At 43.8% G+C, this 22078-nt stretch carries 17 protein-coding genes; 12 read left to right on the top strand and 5 right to left on the bottom strand.

Features of this window, described 5'->3' with window-relative positions:
* Positions 1-203: 203 nt before the first annotated feature.
* Positions 204-680 (bottom strand): nuclear transport factor 2 family protein, encoded by a 477-nt coding sequence (locus QUB64_RS23785; RefSeq protein WP_333266592.1) that lies wholly within the window; start codon positions 678-680, stop codon positions 204-206.
* Between the two features lie 332 nt (positions 681-1012).
* Positions 1013-1930 (bottom strand): carbohydrate ABC transporter permease, encoded by a 918-nt coding sequence (locus QUB64_RS23780; protein WP_442921701.1) that lies wholly within the window; start codon positions 1928-1930, stop codon positions 1013-1015.
* 15 nt (positions 1931-1945) lie between these two features.
* Here QUB64_RS23780 and rpsF point away from each other — a divergent pair, with 15 nt between their 5' ends.
* Positions 1946-2281, top strand: coding sequence for a 30S ribosomal protein S6 (gene rpsF / locus QUB64_RS23775; RefSeq protein ID WP_333266588.1), 336 nt, complete (start codon positions 1946-1948; stop codon positions 2279-2281).
* Between the two features lie 188 nt (positions 2282-2469).
* Here rpsF and QUB64_RS23770 read toward each other — a convergent pair whose 3' ends face one another.
* A complete protein-coding gene (locus QUB64_RS23770; RefSeq protein WP_333266586.1) occupies positions 2470-3216 on the bottom strand; it encodes a creatininase family protein in 747 nt (248 codons plus the stop codon).
* Positions 3217-3934: 718 nt separating this feature from the next.
* On the opposite strand from QUB64_RS23770, the gene QUB64_RS23765 reads away from it, so the two are divergent.
* Both QUB64_RS23765 and QUB64_RS23760 read left to right on the top strand, forming a co-directional pair.
* Complete coding sequence (locus QUB64_RS23765; RefSeq protein WP_333266915.1) at positions 3935-4675, top strand: response regulator transcription factor; 741 nt, start codon at positions 3935-3937, stop codon at positions 4673-4675.
* Positions 4676-4833: 158 nt separating this feature from the next.
* Complete coding sequence (locus QUB64_RS23760; protein ID WP_333266584.1) at positions 4834-7092, top strand: PhoX family protein; 2259 nt, start codon at positions 4834-4836, stop codon at positions 7090-7092.
* A 348-nt stretch (positions 7093-7440) separates the two neighbouring features.
* Here QUB64_RS23760 and QUB64_RS23755 read toward each other — a convergent pair whose 3' ends face one another.
* Positions 7441-7584 carry a hypothetical protein gene (locus QUB64_RS23755; RefSeq protein WP_333266582.1) on the bottom strand — a complete coding sequence of 48 codons (144 nt, stop codon included), beginning with the start codon at positions 7582-7584 and terminating at the stop codon, positions 7441-7443.
* 367 nt (positions 7585-7951) lie between these two features.
* Here QUB64_RS23755 and QUB64_RS23750 point away from each other — a divergent pair, with 367 nt between their 5' ends.
* The 5 genes from QUB64_RS23750 to QUB64_RS23730 all read left to right on the top strand — a co-directional run bounded on the left by QUB64_RS23750 (position 7952) and on the right by QUB64_RS23730 (position 14928).
* Entirely contained in the window at positions 7952-10705 is a 2754-nt protein-coding gene (locus QUB64_RS23750) for an ATP-binding protein (protein WP_333266580.1), read from the top strand.
* A 25-nt stretch (positions 10706-10730) separates the two neighbouring features.
* A complete protein-coding gene (locus tag QUB64_RS23745; RefSeq protein ID WP_333266578.1) occupies positions 10731-11123 on the top strand; it encodes a response regulator in 393 nt (130 codons plus the stop codon).
* Positions 11120-12451 carry an adenylate/guanylate cyclase domain-containing protein gene (locus QUB64_RS23740; protein WP_333266576.1) on the top strand — a complete coding sequence of 444 codons (1332 nt, stop codon included), beginning with the start codon at positions 11120-11122 and terminating at the stop codon, positions 12449-12451. Before QUB64_RS23745 ends, QUB64_RS23740 begins: the two co-directional genes overlap by 4 nt.
* A 421-nt stretch (positions 12452-12872) precedes the next feature.
* Positions 12873-14318, top strand: a complete 1446-nt coding sequence (locus QUB64_RS23735) for a sensor histidine kinase (protein WP_333266574.1) — start codon at positions 12873-12875, stop codon at positions 14316-14318.
* 214 nt (positions 14319-14532) lie between these two features.
* Positions 14533-14928, top strand: a complete 396-nt coding sequence (locus tag QUB64_RS23730) for a response regulator (RefSeq protein ID WP_333266572.1) — start codon at positions 14533-14535, stop codon at positions 14926-14928.
* A 194-nt stretch (positions 14929-15122) separates the two neighbouring features.
* Here QUB64_RS23730 and QUB64_RS23725 read toward each other — a convergent pair whose 3' ends face one another.
* On the bottom strand, positions 15123-15878 hold the full coding sequence (locus tag QUB64_RS23725; RefSeq protein WP_333266570.1) for a 4'-phosphopantetheinyl transferase family protein: 756 nt from the start codon (positions 15876-15878) through the stop codon (positions 15123-15125).
* 152 nt (positions 15879-16030) lie between these two features.
* Between QUB64_RS23725 and QUB64_RS23720 the strand changes: the two genes are divergently transcribed.
* The 4 genes from QUB64_RS23720 (at position 16031) to QUB64_RS23705 (ending at position 21848) form a co-directional block, all read left to right on the top strand.
* Positions 16031-16174 (top strand): hypothetical protein, encoded by a 144-nt coding sequence (locus tag QUB64_RS23720; RefSeq protein ID WP_333266568.1) that lies wholly within the window; start codon positions 16031-16033, stop codon positions 16172-16174.
* Between the two features lie 1037 nt (positions 16175-17211).
* On the top strand, positions 17212-19989 hold the full coding sequence (locus QUB64_RS23715) for a HAMP domain-containing sensor histidine kinase (RefSeq protein WP_333266566.1): 2778 nt from the start codon (positions 17212-17214) through the stop codon (positions 19987-19989).
* 132 nt (positions 19990-20121) lie between these two features.
* Positions 20122-20514 (top strand): response regulator, encoded by a 393-nt coding sequence (locus QUB64_RS23710; RefSeq protein ID WP_333266564.1) that lies wholly within the window; start codon positions 20122-20124, stop codon positions 20512-20514.
* A complete protein-coding gene (locus QUB64_RS23705) occupies positions 20511-21848 on the top strand; it encodes an adenylate/guanylate cyclase domain-containing protein (protein WP_333266562.1) in 1338 nt (445 codons plus the stop codon). The genes QUB64_RS23710 and QUB64_RS23705 overlap by 4 nt, the downstream gene beginning before the upstream one ends.
* Positions 21849-22078: the final 230 nt, after the last annotated feature.

Here is a 22078-nt window from a genome sequence, read left to right as displayed (position 1 = left end):
GAACCTATTTAATATTTTTAGGTGAATGCTAGTCCTGGGATTTTATGCGGACTGAAGTCCTCACTACGAACCTATTTAATATTTTTAGGTGAATGCTAGTCCTGGGATTTTATGCGGACTGAAGTCCTCACTACGAACCTATTTTATGTTAAATTATTCCCAATTCCTAAATCTAAAATCTAAAATCTAAAATCTAAAATGGTTTAATACTTATCGCGCAGCGCACCGTGAACTTGAGGATTGCCGCTGACAATCACCACGGTTTGCTTGATTCCTTCGATCGCCCAATGTCCGTCTGTTGTTTGAATTAAAGAGTGAAAATACTTTCCTGCTGTGTCCAGCCGATTTTCTCCGGCTTCGCGAGTGGGGTCGAGTCGATAAATTTGGTACGCAGACAGGCATTTGGCTGTATTGTTGTGAATAGTTACTTCGTGATTCGTGCTGACGTGCAGCGTTCGCAAACCTGCAAGTCCCTCTACCCGCTGTTTTATATATTCTTCTGCGGTTATTCGTCTGGGAGTTTCACTCCTGAATTCTGAATAGTCGATATCTATTTCGTCGGCTAGGTGCGATCGCAATTTCTCCCAGTCTTTGGCGTCGATCGCATTTGCAAATCCTGCAATTGTGTCTATAACAGCAGCGCGCTCAACAATCCAGCGGATTTCTGGGAGTTCGTACATCGTAAATAACCTTGGCTGATTGAGGAAAGTTTTGAGTTGAACTGTTTTAAAACCGCAGATAAACGCGGCTCGACGCAGATAAATTTTGAGTTTATCCTAGTTGTCGATTATACCAACCGCCCAGACAATGAGCAGCTTATTAATTGCTGATACCCTTGCTTTTCTTCCTTCTTCCTTCTTCCTTCTTCCTTCTTCCTTCCATCCGTTACATCCGTTACATCCGTTACATCCGTTACATCCCGTACACCGCTTCGTTGCCGAACTTCCTTCTTCCTTCCATCCGTTACATCCGTTACATCCCGTACACCGCTTCGTTGCCGAACTTCCTTCTTCTACCCTTTGACTCCGGCGGCTGCTTCTGTCGGCACAATATATTTTTGCAACAGCACAAACAGTCCTAAAACTGGAATAATCGAAATAATTGAACCCGCCGCCACCAAACGCCAATCTAAGGAAAATGTCCCGGCTAAATTCGCTACGCCTAAGGGTAACGTATAATATTCTGGCCTGTCCAAAACGAGCAGCGGCCACAAAAAGTCACTCCAAGAACCGATAAATACAAAAATTCCTAAGGTGACTAAAGCTGGCTTAATTGCCGGAATCATCACGTGCCACCAAATGCCTAATTCGGTGCAGCCGTCTATTCTGGCGGCTTCTTCTAATTCTTTGGGAACTGCGAGGAATGCTTGCCGCAATAAAAATATGCCGAAGGCTGAGGCGAGTCCGGGAAATATTACGCCTAAATAGCTATTTTTTAATCCGAGTTGTACTGTCAAAATGTACAGCGGAATCATGACTATTTGGAAGGGTATCATGATTGTGGAAATAATTGTAATTAGGATGGCTTCGCGGCCGCGAAAGTTGAGTCGGGCTAGGGGGTATGCGGCGAGGGCGCAAAAGAGGACGTTGATGCTGACTGTGAGGGCTGCAATCAGGGTGCTGTTGAACAGGTAGCGCCCGAAGGGGTTGGTTTCCCAGACTTTGATGAAGTTTTCGAGGGTGGGCTGTTGCGGCCACAGTTGCGGGGGATATTGAAAGATGTTTTCGCTCGGGGATTTCAGGGAGGTGCTGAGCAGCCACAGCAGCGGGAAGAGCATTAAAAGCGCGATCGCCCCCATGATACTGTACGTCCACAGCGTGTTCCACGGCGATCGACTGCGGTTTGGGGAATTTGGTTTTTTAGTTTTGAGATTGTTCATTGTTGGTATATGATTATAAGTCCTTGCTTCATCAGAAGCCTTGTTGTCCATAAGGGAATTATTGCCATGAAACCGTTTATTTACGAAACAATGTACATTCTGCGCCCTGATTTGGGTGAAGAAATGACTGACCAGGCGATCGCGAAATATCAAACCATTTTGCGCGATCAAGGTGCTGAAAATATCGAAACTCAACACCGCGGCAAGCGTCGCTTGGCTTACGAAATCGGCAAGCACCGCGACGGAGTATACGTTCAAATGAACTATACAGCTCCGGGTGCTGCAATTTTTACCCTGGAACGCGCGATGCGTCTGAGCGAAGAAGTGATTCGCTATTTGACGATCAAGCAAGATGTCCCAGATGCACCGGAAGCTGAAGCGGAAGAAGAAGCTGCGGCTTAGAAATCGTTTTAACTTAACGTGTTATTAGCAGTACGGATCTACTGTTTGATGATTAGGCCCAGATCCCCCCTAGCCCCCCTTAGGAAGGGGGGGACAGGAATATTCTCAAAGTCCCCCTTCTTAAGGGGGATGCGAGGGGGATCTAGCCTCGGAGAAAAACGCGATTTATCAAGATTTGCAGGTAATGGTCAATCTGAGTTCAAGAACTCCAAATAATTATTAGTCAATTCTTTGACTGCTAATTCGTGAAATTGCTGGCCGTGTTCGGGAGTCGCCAATGCCGGATTTGAACCCATTCTCCCGTCGGGAAATCGACGGCGGAAGTCAGCAGCACTGTAAATTTTGTGCCCGGATGCAACTTCTTCCGAAAGCGGTGCTTGCTTGATTGCTTCTGGATAAAGGTACTGGGTTAATGCAACTTCGCTGGGGGTGGCGTGGGAGCCTTCTTCGTTTCCGTACAATTCTTTGGCGAGTTTGTAGACTGAACCGCACATGAACCAGTTGCCGATTTGACACTGAATGCGATCGGCATTTGCTACATTCAAATCCGACAAATGCGCGTATGTCTCGGAAAATGCTGCTTTCATCGTCGCAATATTCCCACCGTGACCGTTGATAAAGAAATATTTCTCAAATCCCGCTTTTGCTAAAGATGTGATATAATCCCTAATTACGAGAATCAGGGTCGGCGGCCGGAGGCTGATGCTACCGGGAAAGCTGGTGTGGTGCAAGGCCATCCCTACATTAATTGTCGGGCCGACTAAGGCATTGGTTGCTTCTGCGACACTCTGGGCGATCGCAGAAGCAGTAATCGCGTCAGTTCCGATTAAGCCGGTGGGCCCGTGTTGTTCGGTGGAGCCGATCGGGATAATTATGCCTCGGGAGCTCTCTAGATAAGCTTCAACCTCGGGCCAGGTACTCAAATGCAGCAACATTATAGGCAGTCTACAGAATTTTTACTTGTAAGTTCGATCCTAGCGGGTCTGAGTGAGTTGTAGGGCGATCGTCCGGCTGTTACTCGCGTTCAAAACTCCTCGCCTTTGCTCCCGCCTGTGCCCGGTTCTGTTATAGTGCGAGCTTAAGAGCTCGCGTTCAACTCACGAAACACTATTTCTCAAAAACCCGTCATTTTCCCAGATTTATCGTTAATTTAGCGCCATATTTTTCGAGTTACCGGGTTTGGGAGCGTAGAGCCGATCGGGATTATATCTTCCACAAATTTGTAGCGTTCGGTTAGACTTGAAAAGCAACATTACTGATTCTTAAATAAATTAACCATTTATTTACTAAAACTTTACCTTTTGATAACCTTTTACCTGTACGATAAAGCCATCTCCCAATAGATTGGGTGTAACCTGGTCAATCAAAAGCGGGCAATGTTTTACAAAGTAATACCGACCCCTAACAATGACCGGGCTTCTAACGCCTGGACGCAGGCAGACAGCGCAGCTATCGCAACTGCTCAACAGCTATATCTCTTGCACGAGCAAGTAAAAAAAGTCGAGCGTATGTCTGTCGGATGGACTGGCGAAAGATTATAAGTGATTAAATAGTCGATCGCTCTTTATGAGCGATCGCAGCGCGAGAGTGCCTCAGCTACTGAAGAAAGTACCTCCCGCTAGCTACATACAAACACAACTCCCACTGATATTTATGTCTTCTGCTGAATTAAGCGAAAGTCCTTCAAGGCTGGCTGTTGGACAAGCCGGCCGTATCTTGTTATTGGAAGGTGAAGACCTGTTGCGGGAAATGCTAGCTTTAGCCCTGAAAGAACAGGGCTATGAGGTGGTGGTTGCTAGCGACGGGCGCAACGCTCTGCCTTCTGTGCAAGCTTCCTCGTCATACCACGGTGAATTTGGCTTCAACCTGTTAATTATGGACTCAATTAACGGTTTGGATCTGTGTCGAATGTTACGACATCAAGGAAATCCCGTTCCTATTTTGATTGTCGGTGCTAGAGGAAGTGCCAACAATTGCGCTTTTTATCTCGAAGCGGGATCGGATGATTATCTCACCAAGCCTTTTGGAATGCGGGAATTTATCGCCCGCTGTCGGGCGCTGATGCGGCGTCAGCGCCTCGGTCAGTTGCCACAACCCATGATGCTGCAATATAAGAACATAACTCTGTATCCTGAAGAATGCCGCGTCTTGGTTCGCGGCATTGAAGTAAAATTTTCTCCTAAACAGTTTCGCTTACTAGAACTATTTATGAGTAATCCCCGGCGAGTTTGGTCTCGCGATCAGTTGCTGGAAAAAATTTGGGGTCAGGATTTTATCGGAGATAGCAAAACAGTTGACGTTCACATCCGCTGGCTGCGCGAAAAGTTGGAAATCGATCCGGGCCAACCCGAATATATCATTACGGTACGCGGGTTCGGCTATCGATTTGGTTGAATTTTTAGATTATTTGTACGGTTCCAAGTTGCAGTCAAATATGACGTAGGGATACAACAATGTTGTGTCCTTATTTGTATGTTTAGGGTGCGATAAGAACACTGGATAATTCAATACCGTTGTCAACTGTCAACTGTCAACTATCAACTGAACTAACTATGACTATCAAACGTCGAGAATTCCTACTTTTCTTGGGTGGAACGGCCGGTAGTGTTGCACTCAATTCTTGCAAACAAAAATTTGCAATGCCCTTCTCAGAACCTGTTAACTCTGCCAAGAGTGCTGATAATATTGCACGCGGCATAAACTTTCAACCAGTCAAAGGGCCGATGCCTTTGCTAACCAGCAGCACCTTAACAGAAACTGGACAATTCATCCCCATTAGCAACGTATCCACCCAGCAACAAGCCCAAGCTTACAGCAGTTACGAAGTAGCAGACGACCTCATACTACCCGAAGGCTTTACTTACGATATCGTAGCTGCTTGGGGAGACAAAGTGGGCGATTCTCACTTCGGTTACAACAATGATTATCTCTCTTTTGTAGAAACCGGAAAAAATCAGGGATTTTTAACAGTTAATTTCGAGTACATTAGTGCCAAGCCTTGGCTTCAAACTTATCAAAAAGTTATTGGCAAATCTCTGCCTTTTGCTAAGTTAGAAGCGGCAGCGACACTTTCCCAAAAAGCGGGAATAAATGCCTTTGCTGTTGCGGACAAAGACCAGACTAAAAAAATGGTGGTGGAAGTATCGAAAGCAGCTTTGATTGATGTGGGAATTGGGGTAATTTCTGTTAAAATAAATGATGATGGGAAATGGGTAAGAACTAATTCGCCAGCCGATCGCCGAATTACGGGTATTTCCGGCCTAGAAGACGGGCGCTACCTCAAAGCCACCGGCCCAGCGGTAGCCGTGTTCAACAAAAAAGGTAAAGGCTACTCGGACAAGTTGGGCCCAAAAATCATCGGCACTTTTAGTAACTGTGCGGGCGGGACTACGCCTTGGGGAACGGTTTTTAGTGCTGAAGAAAACATCCAGAATTTCGTCCCCGAACCTGTATTTGCAGACGGTACATCTTTCGATCCAAGCAAGAAAAATTTCTACATTGATGCAGAAGAAATTGGCGGTTTGGGTAATCCGTTCGGCTTGGCGGGGAATAAATACGGCTGGATGGTAGAAGTAGATCCGGCTAACCCCAACGACTACGGTACCAAACACACTTGGCTGGGACGCTGCCGCCACGAAGCCGTGGGCATTCGCGTGGTGGCGGGGAAACCTTTAGCATTTTACTCCGGGTGCGATCGCCGCAGCGGACATATTTACAAATTCGTCAGCAAAAACCCAGTCAAAAACCCCAAAGATCGATCGAATTCCCAGCTCTTGACAGACGGAATGCTTTATGCTGCAAAATTTAACGCTGACGGCACCGGTAAGTGGATTCCATTAAAAACTGACACGCCTGTGAATCCAGATTTGCCTAGCCTTCATGCAGGCGGAATGATTAATTTGCCGCAGCGCCCGGAAGGCGGTTTTTATAAGGTCGAAAAAGATGCAGACGCAGTTGCTTTCAAACAGAAGTTTAAGACTTTAAATGACCTCTACGAAGGCACGGCTAAGGAAAAACAAGGTGCAATTTTAATAGACGCTCACTATGCCGCCAGTGCCGCAGGAGCCACTTGCACTGCTCGTCCCGAAGACACTGAAATTGCTCCTGACGGTTCTCTCTACATTACCTTTACTTCCGGTTCTGCCAGCGACAGCGACGGCGGGCCGGATTTGCGAATTTTTCAAGGTAAGGACGGCAAACCTTACGAATACGGCTGGATTATGCGCTTAGTTGAAGAGGGTAACGAGCCGTCTGCAATGACTTTTCAGTGGAAAATGTTTGCGACGGGCGGCGAACCGGCTGCGGGCGGATTGGGTTTTGCTAATCCCGATAATTTACTGATTGACAAAGCAGGCAATGTTTGGATGGTGAATGATATGTCTTCTGACAAACTGAATGCGCCTGTTGCTGCTGGCCGAGTTGATAAAGATGGAAAACCAATTAGTCAATCTAATTTGCGCGGTTTGTACGGAAACAACGCGATTTGGTTTTTGCCGGCTTCTGGTGAGAGTGCCGGGGAGGCTTTTTTGTTTGGCATTGGGCCGATGGAATGCGAAACTACTGGGCCGTTTTTTACTGAGGATGAAAAGACTTTGTTTTTGGCGATTCAACATCCGGGAGAAATCAACGGGATGCGAAAAGATATGGCGACAGACAGCCGGAAATTTGCCATGAAAACTATTGATGGTAAGGAGTTTTTGCAGACTCGAAAAGTGCCTGTAGGCTCTAACTGGCCTGGCAAAAAAGTTAATAATCCACCTAAACCTGCGGTGGTGGCAATTCGGCGGGTGAATTCGCAGCGGTTGACTTAGTTTTAATTTTAGTGCAAAGGGCGATCGACCTTTCCACTCAAATCCCTCGATCCAAAACCTAAGTATGTAGGGTGCTCTTCGGCGCACCTTACTGCTATTGAACAAAACCCATGCAGGCGATCGCTTCTTTCTTTCTTTCTTGCTTCTGCTACCAATTTCTCCGATCGATCGAATTAGTGCCCGAGGGCGAAGCTGGCATTTGCGGCACTCGGACTTCACAAGTGCCGCAAATCCCCCATGGAAGCTGTACTGCATTTACATTGGATATTTCCTAGATTTATCAAAAATCGTCAAATCCTCTCCCCATCCCCCTCTCTCCCTCTCTTCCCCTCAATCACCATACACAATCTAGATGCGGCACAATCGATCGCGATCGTACCTCAACTTTGCTGTACAATCAAAAGCAGCCGTTTGTTTGTTTTTTTGTATTTGTTCGCTCGATCGCAAAATATTGTAGACTTCTGCGGTGCGCTGGCAGTTCACAAATAGCATCTACTTTTATCAGCAGACTTTGACAACAGTGAATAACAGGGATAAAAATTAGACCGTTTTCAATTTTCAATGTTCGATTTGAGATAGTCCATGACTTATAAATTAACGGTTGTGAGCTTGCCTAGAGTTGCATTGTTTTGGGAACTGGTATTATGAAAAGGAACCGGGTTTCTGCGATAATTCTTGGTGGGCTACCGAGAAATCTGCTCGCGAAATCGGTGTCTCGATTCCTGTACTTCCAACACAGAGGGATATACTGCATGGCGATGCTGGCGATCATCAGTCAATTTTTTCAGGTAGATTTCGCCCGCCAATAAGTATTTATTCATAAAAAATCCAGATCCTAATTAGATCGAGGAGCAACGTTGTGAACCAAACCCAATCTACAGGCTCCGAAGCCACAAAAACCGCTCGCTCGCGAACCCTGCGAACAGTTTTGATAGTTCCCTTCGTCTTGCAACTCTTCGCGGCGGTGGGACTGGTAGGATATCTCTCATTTAAAAACGGACAGAAGGCAGTCAACGAAATTGCCGATCGACTAATGACAGAAGTAGGTAGCCGCGTTCAACAAAATCTCGGTACTTACCTGACTGTACCCCATCAGGTCAACCAGATCAATGCTGCTGCGATCGAAATCGGCACCCTCAACCTGGAAGATTTACCTGTTTTACAGCGTCATTTATGGCGGCAAATTCAAATATTTAACACCCTCACTTTCACAGGTTTAGCATTAGAGCAAAGAGACAACTTAGGCGCAGAAAGGCTCGACAATGGCTCCCTAACTTGGAGAGTATCCACAGCAGCAAGTAACTATGATTTCCGCACCTATGCTACCAATGAATCCGGCGAAATCGGCGCAGTATTAAACAACAAAACTAATTTCGACCCGCGCACTCGTCCCTGGTACAAAGCTGCCGTAGCTGCTGGTAAACCCACCTGGAGTCAGATTTATTCCAATACGGCTGGCATTACTGCTTATCTCGGCGCATCTATGCCTTTCTACGACAAACAAGGCAAATTGAAAGGGGTGCTGCTAACTAATATTAATTTGTCCACAATTGGCAAGTTTTTGCAAAGCTTGAAAATCGGCGAAACCGGACAGATTTTTATTGTAGAGCGATCGGGAATGTTAGTCGCAACTTCCACAGGAGAAAGACCATTTCATACAGTCAAAAAAGACTACGGAGCCGAACGAGTCAAAGCAATTGACAGTACAAATACTTTCACTAAAACCACTGCTCAATATTTAGCCACTAATTTTAACAAGTTCCAATCTCTGAAAAACTCCCAATCACTACAATTTGATGTTGAGGGTAAAAAACAATTTTTACAAGTTCTGCCTTGGCAAGATGATAAAGGATTGGATTGGTTGATTGTGATGGTTGTTCCCGAAGCAGATTTTATGGCACAAATTAATGCCAACACTACTGCGACTATTTTGTTGTGCGCTGCTGCTTTTGTCGTCGCGATAATTGTTGGCGTTGTCACGGCGAGATGGGTTACAAAACCAATTTTATCTTTGAACGAGGCGGCGAAAAATATTGCTAAAGGTGAATGGGGCAAAAGTGTAACCCTCAACCGCAACGATGAAGTCGGGGAACTTGCCAATTCATTTAATAGTATGGCGGCGCAACTGCAAGTATCTTTCACAGAAATGCAAGCTTTGAATGCCGAATTATCTCAGAGTGAAAGCCGACTAAACCAAATTTTAGAAGCAGTGCCGGTGGGTATATTTGTCGCCGAGTCTAGTGGCAAACCTTACTATGTTAATTTTCGCGCTCAGGATTTGTTGGGGACGAGTATAGTCGCTAATACTTCGGAAGAACTTCGAGAGATTTATCAAGCTTACTTGGCAGGTACCAACGAACTTTATCCAGCAGACAAAGAACCTCTTGCTAATGCTTTTAAAGGAGCCAGCGTTAACGTTGATGATATGGAAATTCGCCAATCTGACAGGATTATTCCGATCGAGGTTTGGGGAACGCCCATTTATGATGATAAAGGAAAGGTGAGTTATGCGATCGCAGCTTTTGCCGATATCACCCAGCGCAAACAAGCCGAAAAATTGGTAGCGGAATACAACCGCACTCTCGAAGTCCAAGTCGCCGAAAGAACCCAAGAGCTCAAAACAGTATTAGACAACCTGGAAACCACTCAGGAAGAGTTGATTCAATCGGAAAAAATGGCAGCTTTAGGTCAATTAGTCGCCGGAGTTGCTCACGAATTGAATACTCCCCTCGGTGCGATCCGATCGAGCGCGGGAACTATGACTACTTTTTTGGGCCAAACCATCACCAATTTGCCCTCACTGTTTCAGTCGCTTTCCCCCGCAGAATCAGAAATTTTCTGCAAATTGCTGTATCGCTCGCTACAAAAAGACATGACTTTAACAGCCAGAGAAGAAAGGAAGTTAAAGCGGGCTTTGATTAGTCAACTCGAAGATGAAGACATTGACGAAGCGGATGATATCGCCGACACTTTGGTAGATATGGGGATTTACGAGGCGGACGACTTTTTGTCTCTTCTGCAAAAGGTCGATCGCGATCGCATCTTAGAAATGGCTTACAAACTCTCAGAAATCCAGCGAGGAACCCAAACAATCAATACCGCAGCCGATCGCGCTTCTAAAGTCGTCTTCGCCCTGAAAACCTATGGCCGCTACGATTCATCAGAAGAGATGATTCAATCTAATATAACTGAAGGCATAGAAACCGTACTCACCCTGTATCAAAATAACCTCAAACACGGTGTAGAAGTATGTCGGAATTTCCCAAAAATACCGCCCGTAATGTGCTATGTAGACCAACTTAATCAGGTATGGACAAATCTAATTCACAACGCCCTGCAAGCGATGGACAATCAAGGCACATTAACTCTAGACATCGTTCAGGAAGGCAACAATATCAAAGTCGGCGTTACGGATAGCGGCAAAGGAATTCCGCCAGAAGTCCTGCCCAAAATATTCACTCCCTTCTTCACAACAAAACCCTCCGGAGAAGGCAGCGGTCTGGGCCTTGATATAGTCAGAAAGATAGTTGACAAACATCGCGGTAAAATAGAAGTTGCATCGGTTCCCGGCAAAACTACCTTTACGGTTGTTCTGCCTGTCAATATCCCCTAAATAATTATTAGTTAAACCAGCAAAAATGTCTAAACCAATCATCCTGTGTGTTGACGACGAAAAAGTAGTTTTAAAAAGCCTCAAAGCCCAACTAAAAGCCGCCTTTGGGAATGCTTACCTTTACGAGATAGCCGAAAATCCCGCCGATGCTCTAGAGTTAATTGATGAATTCAATGACGACGAAATTTCGATTATCTTGATTGTCTCGGATTGGTTAATGCCAGGAATGAAAGGAGATGAATTTCTAATTCGCGTTCATCAAAAATTCCCCAAAATAGTAAAAATCATGCTGACAGGTCAAGCCGATGAAGAGGCAGTCAAGAGGGCATTTGACGAAGCCAACCTCCATCGGTGTTTGCAGAAACCTTGGTCGGAATCAGAGTTGATCGAAACCATTAAAACAGCCTTATCGTTATGACCAAACAAGTCATTATTTGCGTTGACGATGAAAAAACTATTCTGAAAAGTCTTAAAACCGAATTAAAAGAGGCTTTAGGGAATACTTATCAGATTGAAATTGCCGAAGGAGGTAAAGATGCCCTAGAGTTAATTGCTGAATTGCTCGAGGACGGCTATGAAATTCCTTTGATTATCTCGGATTACGTAATGCCTGACATGAAAGGAGATGAATTGTTGCGGCTAGTTCACGAAATTTCTCCCAAAACTCTCAAGGTGATGCTGACGGGTCAGGCGACTATTGAGGCGGTAGGAAATGCCATCAAACAGGCGAAACTCTACCGCTACATCGGCAAACCTTGGCAAACTCAAGACTTGAAATTGACTGTGACAGAAGCCGTCCACAGTTACAGTCAGGATAAAAAACTAGCAGAACAAAATGCCGAACTTCGGAAAATTAATCAGGAGTTAGAATTTGCCCTGTCACAGCAATTACAATTAACAGAAGCTGCTAAACGCTTTGTGCCGAATGAATTTGTCTCCCTGCTAAGCCACAATAGCTTGAGCGACATTCGACTCGGCGACAGCGTGGAAAAGGAAATGTCAATATTGTTTTCCGATATTCGGGATTTTACGGCTCTTTCTGAGAGTCTGACACCTCAAGAAAATTTCAATTTTATTAATTCTTATTTGAGTCGAATGGAGCCAAGCATTATTAAAAATCACGGCTTTATTGATAAATATATTGGCGATGCAATTATGGCTTTGTTCGGCCACAGTGCAGGCGATGCCGTGAATGCTGCAATTTCTATGTTGCACAGTCTCCAGGAATACAATCAACATCGCATGAGTTGCAACTACGCACCGATTAAAATTGGGATTGGCATCAATACGGGTTCATTGATGTTAGGAACAGTTGGGTCAACTAACAGGATGGACAGTACCGTGATTGGCGACGCGGTAAATTTAGCCTCGCGGGTGGAAAGCTTGACTAAAAGTTACGGGGTGTCGATGTTGATTACTCAAAATACTTTTTTACAGTTGAGCAATCCGGCAAGTTACGCAATCCGAAATATCGGATGTGTTAGAGTCAAAGGTAAATCGGATTTGGTGACAATTTACGAAGTGTTTGATGCCGATATACCAGAATTGAAAGAGGGCAAGTTAGCAACTTTACCCGTATTTGTCGAAGCACTGTATAATTATGCTGCTGCTAAACATCAAGAAGCGGCAGAACTGTTTGCTGATTGCGTGCGAAAGAATCCCCTGGATAAGGTGGCGCAAAATTATCTGCAACGCTGTCAGGAAATGCACGTAATATTGCCTCAAAGTCGCTCGGACTTTATTTAATAGATTCCCGGACGCCCCAGCTATGAATCAACCGGAAACATGAAAAAAATAGAATTTTTAATCCATATTTTAACTCAAAAACTAGGTTTATTTAATCTCGGAGCGACTGACCGGGTTTCGCTCAAAAATCCTGGGTTTAGTAACGATAAATACATTCATAAACTGGGTTTTTGATAGTCTGGTGTCGGGCGTCCTAAAGAAGAGAACAGTCTCATACCATTTGAGATTTTATATTTGAGATTGAAGAATTGGGAATGACTGATTGCATAAGGCTTTGGAGCTGGCGTAGAGTTGCATTCTTTTTTTGAACAGGTATCAGTTGAGTTGCAGCCGAGGCGATCTTGGCAACTGAGTTCAACTGCGGTAAAATAGCCCTGTAATTGACAGCTCTCAAAAATAACACAATAGAGTTTAAGCGCTCATGAGCAGCCAGCAAATAGTCCCACCAACGGCGAATATTCTTGTAGTTGACGACACTCCAGCTAATTTGCGCCTTCTCGCGGGGATTTTGACAGCACAAGGGTACAATGTTAGACCCGCGCGGGATGGAAACCAAGCTCTATTAATTGCCCAAACCGTTGCTTTGGATTTGATTTTGCTGGATATTAATATGCCAGTGATGGACGGCTATCAAGTCTGCGAAAAGCTGAAAGCGGACGATCGCACTCGCGCCCTACCCGTGATCTTCATCAGTGCTTTGAGCGACGTGTTCGATAAAATCAAAGCTTTTGGCGTCGGCGGAGTAGACTACATTACCAAACCTTTTCAAGTAGAAGAAGTTTTGGCTCGCGTCGCAACTCACTTGAGTTTGCAGAATCTGCAAAATAGTCTGCAATCAAAAAATGATGAGCTAGCGAAAACTAATGAGAGATTGAATGCTACTTTGCTACAATTAAAAGTTACTAAAACCGAACTGATTCATTCGGAAAAAATGGCTGCTTTGGGACAATTTATCGCAGGAATTGCTCACGAAATCAATACTCCATTGGGAGCAATTCGATCTTCTCTGGGGAACATTTTTAAGTTTTTAAATCAATCCCTACAGCAGTTACCTGAACTGTTTCAGTCTTTATCCCCAGAAGAAGCGGAAAGTTTTGTAGCATTACTCAATAGGTCGCTCCAAGAAAAACCAAGTTTCTCTGCCAAAGAAGACCGCCAAGTGAAAAAATTTTTATTATCTAAATTAAAATTTGAACAAGTGGAAAAACCAGAGGATGTGGCTGATACGATTGTGGACATGAGAATTTATAACAAAATAGAGCCTTTTTTGCCGCTGTTAAAAAGACCTGATGGTTTATATATTTTAGAAATAGCTTATAAAATTTCCGGTATGCAAAGAGGTATGCAAACCATAGAAACAGCAGCAGATAGAGCGGGCAAAATAATATTTTCGATCAAAGAATACACGGGCGGCCAACCGTCGAGCGAGAAGAGTTTAGCGAAGATAACTGATGGCATAGAAACGGTGTTGACTCTCTATCACAATCAAATCAAACATGGAGTGAATGTAGTGCTGAACTGTGCAGAACTACCGTTTATACTTTGCTATCCTGACGAACTAAATCAGGTGTGGACAAATATCGTCCACAATGCTTTGCACGCTATGGACTATCAAGGTACTTTAACTATTGACGCGATGGAGGAAGATGAGCAGATAAAGATTACCCTGACCGACACAGGCAAGGGTATACCGTTCGACATTCAAAAGAAAATTTTTGAGCCTTTTTTTACTACGAAACCCTTAGGGGAAGGCAGCGGTTTAGGGCTTCATATTGTTCGGCCAATAATTGACAAACATCAAGGTAAAATAGAAGTCGCATCACTTCCCGGAAAAACCACGTTTACGGTTTATTTACCCATGAATTAGTAGCACCAAACGGAAGTCAGTCGATTTTAGATTTTAGATTTAAGATTTAAGATTTTAGATTTTAGAATAGGGAATGACTGATGACTATCATGTCTTTGAGCTTGCTTACAGTTGCATTCTTTGTTAAAACTGGTGTCACGGAGCGACGGATAGCTGTTTTTTCTTGATCTTTCTCCCAATTTCCAATTTTCCAAAAGTTTCCGTTGAATTAAAAATGCCTAAACCAGTAATTTTATGTGTTGATGATGAAATCGCTGTATTGGAGAGTCTTAAAGCGCAACTCAAGTCAGCTTTTGGTACTAAATATTATTATGAACTGGCCGAAAATGCGATCGATGCTCTAGAAATGCTAGAGGAGCTTACTGAAGAGGATGTTCAAGTCATGGTGATTGTATCAGATTGGTTAATGCCGGGGATGAAGGGGGACGATCTGCTGATTATTATCCACCAAAAATTCCCGAAAATCGTGAAAGTTATGCTAACAGGTCAAGCTGATGAAGCTGCTATTGCCCGGGTGAAAAAGGAAGCAAACCTTCATTCGTGCTTGTATAAGCCTTGGTTGGAATCGGAATTAATTGAAATCGTTATATCTGGGCTGAAAATTTTTTGAAGCCACAGGTAATTATGGGAGGTGATGGCGAGTCAACTACGATCGCAATTTTAATTTAATATTCCGGGGAAGTATTACCCCTTGGCGATCGCACGTCACATCCTAGTCTGAGCCAAACATTTAGATGAAGAAGGACTAAAGTCCTCACTACGAACCTTTTTAGAAGGACTAAAGTCCTCACTACAAACCATAGCTCAAAACTTCCATGTCCATTGCCAACAATGAAGTTTCGAGCAATCTCCTGCAACCGCAACAGCCCCGACCATATCTGAACGGGGAATTAATTCAATTAAAGACCATCTCGATGCTTCTTCTGGGTTTTCTTCAACATTTAACAGCGCTGCTGGTTCTCCTGGTGCAAGGCTGACATCAAACTGATTCAGGGGAATAGAAAGTCCTTTACCGACTGCTTTGATATAGGCTTCTTTGCGAGTCCAGCAGGTGAAAAACGCTGTGGGTTGGAGATGTTCGGGGAGGGAGCGCAACACTGTGTTTTCTAATGGTGAAAAAAACCTTTCAGCAATCTCCTGACAAGGAAAGTTGGGATTGATTCGTTCAACATCGACGCCAATATCTCGATTTTTGGTAAGAGCAATTAGCCCTAGTTCGTGAGAGTGAGACAAATTGAAACGCAGGGTATCTCCACCTTGGGCGACGATGAGAGAGGGTTTGCCGTAGGGGTTGTATTCAAAGCTTAGATGGCTGGGATTTATGTGCAGATAGCGACTCAGAATTTCTCTCAGCGCACCGCGACTCACGATAAATTGCGATCGATCTTTTGGAAAGTGAAAACGCTCTGCTTTTGTCTGTTCGTCGGTAGAGAGTGTCTGTTGTAAACTCTCCAAGCAAGACGCTGTTTGAGCCAGAGAGACTCGCCAAACGTGAATTTCGTTGATGTCTAATGTCAGGTTTTGCGGTGGGGAATTCCACGAGGGAACAACAGCAATCATGTATTTACCCTGTTTTTTGGGCTTTGTGGGTAAAAATATCGTCTGTCGCGACGACATCATTTATCAAAGTATGGGGCCTCCGGGTGGTGGGAGTTGTTTCGTTGGTCGGCGTGTTTTTAGACGTGAAATCACCAAGTATCAGGGATTGTACCATGAGAGGCACTAATTTTTTGCTCTTCGGATCGCGATCGCTGCAAGTTCGATCGCGCGAATCTCCATATTATTTTCTATTTGCTAGATTTAACCCGAGAGCGATCGGGCGATCGCACTCTTTTTACTATCAGCCACTTGTTTAAGCCAAAATTAAGCCAATTGGCTTAAACAATTAAGACAAATTGCTAATGTATGCGATCGCGAATACCGAATATGTTTATTTCATATCTCAGGTCAAAAATCCGGAATATTTAGCGTTTTTCCTACGCTAAAAATCCGGAGATCCGCTCCCAATTTCCCTTGAACACTGCCACGTTTTTCGCGTTTTTATCGCAAAAAAAGGTATATTTAAGGGGGGGGCAGTGATATATTTATTTTTCCTGCGAGAAATGGGGGGCCAAGCTGCTGCTGAGCTGGAATCTACGATTTAACAACTTAGGACTAAGGCCAAAAAGTGGTTTTACACGCTACTCATAGCCGCAAGTAAGGTGATGCACACCGCACCCTACATCTAGAAGTTCTGCGGTAAGGACTGCAACTGCAACAAATTCCCAAACAATCCGGATATTCACTCTATTTTGTTGTAAAATTAATTACAGTTGTTTTGGTTTGATTCATTGTGTCAAAGAAACTGCGATCGTGATAGCAAATCTCAAGGATTTGTGAGATTTTTTGTATGCGCGATCGCCCGGAGAACTGCTTGGGCATTTACAGCATCATTTTTTTGACAGCAATGAGAAAAAGGGAAACACTTCTCCGGGCGATGCTGGCGAGTAGGCATCCAATTTTTTAAGGTGGATGTCGGTCACCTAAACTAGAGTTGTAACAAAGTCAGTCGATTTGAGATTTTAGGTTTGAGATACTTCGACTTCGCTCAGTACAAGTTTTAGATTTACTTCGAGCTCCGTGAATCTGCGAGCTAGAACTTGAGTCTAAAATTTTGGGGTGATCGCGACTCCTGTCGGGGGCTTGTATCCGTTTTTGGGCGGGAGCAATCAAGAAGTATTAGATGGCGCGATCGCTGTTGGCGGACGATTTGCTATAATACAACGAAAATCGCTTGTCTGCACCATAGCAAGGCCAAATTCACAATCAGGGTGCTGGGATAACAAATCATAACTTGTTGGGTGCAACTAATTAAATCGAGAAAGTATTTACCAAGCCACAAGTTTTTCCAAGCATGACTACTCCTTCAACCATCAAAGTTTTACAACCAACCAAATCTGCTAGCAGATCAGTGGTAAAAGCAGTTCGCTCCCTCCCTTTGCGAACAGTTCTGATAGTTCCATTTGTCGTGCAAATCTTCGCAGCAGTGGGAGTTGTGGGGTATTTGTCATTTCGGAACGGACAGCAAGCGGTTAACGAAGTTGCTACAAAATTGCAGCAAGAAATTAGCGATCGCATCTCCGAACGAGTCCAAGCATACATGACATTTCCCCACCAACTAAATCAATTCAAAGCCAACGCTTTTGAACTGGGAGATCTCAACTTGCAAGACACTCCGAAAATACAGCGCCACTTCTGGAAGCAACTGCAAACTTTTGACACAGTAAGCGTTACATATATTGCCACTCCAGGCGGAGATTTTATTGCCGCGCGGCGCACTAATGAGGGGAATTTTTTATTGCAAGAACGCAGCGAACTTACAGACGGCAACATGAATTATTATGCTGCAAATAACCGAGGCGAACCAACTAACTTAGTTAAAGTCAAACCTAAATATGACCCGCGAGTCCGTCCCTGGTACACAGCAGCAAGCGAAGCAAAAACCGCAACTTGGAGCAAAATTTACGCCGACTTTACTAGCAAAGGACTGGGAATTACAGCGGCGCAACCGTTATACGACGAATCGGGGCAGTTGCAGGCAATTTTTGGCACTGATTTACTATTTTCGCAAGTTAACGAGTTCCTCCAGAAGTTAAAAATTGGCAAATCTGGACAGACATTTATTATAGAGCGATCGGGCGACTTAATTACGACATCAACTCAAGATCCGGTATATATAATCAAGGGTGAAGAGACAGAAAGAATTCAAGCAACTGCTAGCCAAAACGCCGCCATCAGCCTCACTACTAAATACCTGCAAGAACACTTTGGCAACCTCAACAACATTCAGCAAAGCCAACAGCTTAGCTTGAAGATTAAAGACCAGCTACAATTCATGCAAGTTACTCCCCTAAAAGATGATAAAGGTTTGGACTGGCTGATTGTAGTAATTATTCCAGAATCAGATTTCTTGGAACAAATTAATGCCAACAACAAAACTACAGTTTTGCTGTGTATTGCAGCCTTGGCAGCAGCTATAATTGTCGGCATACTCACAGCCAGATGGGTAACAAAGCCAATTTTATACTTGAATGAAGCAGCCAAAAATATTACCAAAGGTCAGTGGGGTAAAACTGTAGAAATTAACCGCAATGATGAAGTTGGCGAACTTGCCAACTCATTTAAAAGTATGGCAGAACAACTGCAACTTTCCTTTGAGGAAATGCAAAATTTAAACGCCGAATTATCCGAGAGTAAAAGTCGGCTCAACCAAATTTTAGAAGCCGTGCCGGTCGGGATATTTGTAGCAGAACCCAGCGGTAAACCCTACTACGTTAACTCTCGGGCTCAATCCTTGCTTGGAAAAGGCATAGTTGATGATATCAAATCCGCAGAAATTCGAGAGGTATATCAAATTTATATCGCCGATAGCGGGGAAATCTACCCTCAAGAAAAAGACCCGATAGTTTGTGCTTTTAAAGGGGCAAGTGTCAACGCTGACGACATAGAAATTCACCAGCTAAATAGGACTATTCCGATCGAAGTTTGGGGAACGCCAATTTATGATGACAAAGGAAATGTGAATTATGCGATCGCAGCTTTTGCCGACATTACCCTACGCAAAGAATCTGAGAAATTGGTAGCGGAATACAACCGCACTCTCGAAGTTCAAGTTAGTGAAAGGACGCAAGAACTCACAACAGCATTAGACCACCTACAAACTACCCAAGAAGAGTTAGTTCATTCAGAAAAAATGGCTGCTTTAGGACAATTAGTAGCCGGAGTTGCCCACGAATTGAATACTCCGCTGGGTGCGATCCGATCGAGTGCTGGAAATATGACTAAGTTTTTGGGCCAAACCCTATCTAACTTGCCTGCACTTTTTCAATCGTTATCTGCCGAAGAAGCAAATATCTTCTTCATGTTACTCAATCAATCGCTGCAAAAAGATATAACTTTGACAGCGAAAGAAGAAAGGAAATTAAGGCGAACTTTAGTCGGTCAACTCGAAGATGAAAACATTGACGAAGCCGATGATATCGCCGACACCTTAGTAGATATGGGGATTTATGAAGCCGATGACTTTTTGTCTCTGCTGCTAAAAACCGATCGCGAGCTAATCTTAGACATGGCTTACAAACTCACAGAAATCCAGCGAGGTACCCAAACAATTAATACCGCAACGGATCGAGCCTCAAAAGTCGTCTTTGCCCTGAAAAATTATGCCAGGTACGACTCCTCAGAAGTGATGATTCAATCGGATTTAGTTGAAGGCATAGAAACCATACTCACGCTGTATCAAAACAACCTGAAACACGGGGTAGAAGTATTTCGCAACTTCCAAAAAATAGAACCAGTGCTCTGCTACCCCGATCAACTAAATCAGGTGTGGACAAATCTCATACATAATGCCCTGCAAGCCATGGACAATAAAGGCACATTAACTCTAGATGTCTTTCAAGAAAGCAATCGTGTCAAAGTCGCAGTCACGGATAGCGGTAAGGGAATTCCTGAAGAAGTTATGTCGAAAATTTTCGCTCCATTTTTCACGACTAAACCCCCAGGCGAAGGCACAGGTTTAGGACTTGATATTGTCAAAAAAATAATTGAAAAACATCGCGGGAAAATCGAAGTTGCATCGGTTCCGGGCAAAACCACTTTTACCGTTTCCCTGCCCGTCAATCCCGGATAATCTAAGTAGCTAAGCATTGCCATTACCGCTTCGGCGACTTGCGTTATGCGGTTTTTTGCAGGTAGTGCCAGCCCGAAAAATCGGGGGATACATTCAATAGTCAACAACGAACAATCGCTCAGATTTAAAAATATGTCTAAACCTGTCATTCTGTGCGTTGATGACGAAAAAGTAGTTTTGAAAAGTCTCAAAACTCAACTCAAATCAGCCTTTGGCAATACTTACGTTTATGAATTAGCGGAAAATCCCGCCGATGCCTTAGAATTGATAGATGAATTTAATGACGATGATACAACGATTATCTTGATTGTCTCTGATTGGTTGATGCCGGGAATGAAAGGAGATGAATTTCTAATTCGTGTCCATAAAAAGTTTCCCAAGATAGTCAAGGTGATGCTGACAGGTCAAGCCGATGAGGATGCCGTTCAAAGAGCTTTTGATGAAGCTGACTTGCATCGCTGTTTAAATAAACCTTGGTCTGAAGAAGAGTTGATCGAAACCATTAAAACGGCTTTATCGCTATGAGTAAACAAGTGATTATTTGTGTCGATGACGAAACGACGGTTCTGAAAAGCCTCAAAGCTGAATTAAAAGATGCTTTAGGCAATACTTACCGGATTGAAATTGCGGAAGGAGGTGAGGATGCTCTAGACTTAGTTGCTGAACTCATGGAAGACGGAGAAGAGATTCCTTTAATTATCTCCGACTACGTGATGCCTGATATGAAAGGAGATGAATTATTGAGGCGGGTTCATGAAATTTCTCCCAAAACTCTCAAGGTGATGCTAACAGGTCAGGCGACCATTGAAGCTGTGGGAAGTGCGATAAAATACGCCAAACTCTACCGCTTTATTGGCAAACCTTGGCAAACTGAAGACTTGAAATTGACCGTGACAGAAGCCGTCCACAGCTACAGTCAGGATAAAAAGCTGGTCGAACAAAATGCCGAACTGCGAAAAGTGAATGAGAGGTTAGAATTAGCCTTGGAACTGCAATCACAATTAACTAAAGCTGCCCGACGCTTTGTGCCGAATGAATTTGTCTCGCTGCTCAGCCGTGACAGCTTAGTTGATATCAAACTCGGCGACAGCGTGGAAAAGGAAATGTCTGTCTTATTTTCCGATATTCGGGATTTTACAAGTATTTCTGAGGGCATGACTCCTCAGGAAAATTTCAAGTTTATTAATTCTTATTTGAGCCGCATGGAGCCAACTATTATTGAAAATAATGGTTTTATTGATAAATATATTGGCGATGCAATTATGGCTTTGTTCGGTCACAGTGCCAGCGATGCTGTGAATGCTGGAATTTCTATGCTATACCGTCTCGACGATTATAATAAACACCGCATTAATGAGGGCTTTGCACCGATTAAAATTGGGATCGGCATCAATACGGGTAAGCTGATGCTGGGAACAGTTGGGGGAACAACGAGGATGGACAGTACGGTGATTAGCGATGCGGTGAATTTAGCCTCCCGCGTGGAAACGATGACCAAAAGTTACGGGGTTTCGATGTTAATTACTCACAATACTTTTTTACAGTTAAATGTAAGTGAATACCCGAAATATGCGATCCGAAATATTGGTCGGGTTAGAGTTAAAGGCAAATCCGAGTTGGTGACGATTCATGAAGTATTTGATGCCGATCCGCCGGAAGTAAAAGAGGGCAAGTTAGCGACTTTTAACCTATTTTTAGAAGCTTTGTGGAACTACACTGCGAGTAAACATAAAGAAGCTGCACAACTTTTTGCTGAGTGCGTGCGCAAAAACCCGCTAGATTGCGTAGCGGAAAATTACCTAAAACGCTCTCAGGAAATGCAGTTGAGATTACCTGAACCTAAGTCAGATATTTTTTGATTGCTTATTAGTCCTATCAAATGCGGTTTGATCGTTCGGACTTTAGTCCTTCTTTATACCAATTTGAAAAAGTCTTGCTACAATTGTTAATGTTATACAAATTATCTTTGATTTGCATAACCGCCGCCGAACTTAGGAATGAAAATTTAATAACTTAAACAGCTCCTACAGTCCTCTCTCGTATAATCTGGTTCGTAAAAGGAGGCTCTGCCTCCGGATCTGCGTTACCA

Origin of the sequence: Microcoleus sp. Aus8_D2 (assembly GCF_036702665.1) — a bacterium.
Lineage (GTDB): Bacteria > Cyanobacteriota > Cyanobacteriia > Cyanobacteriales > Microcoleaceae > Microcoleus.
Note: the sequence above shows the minus strand (reverse complement) of the source record. Positions and strands in the feature narration are given on the sequence as shown.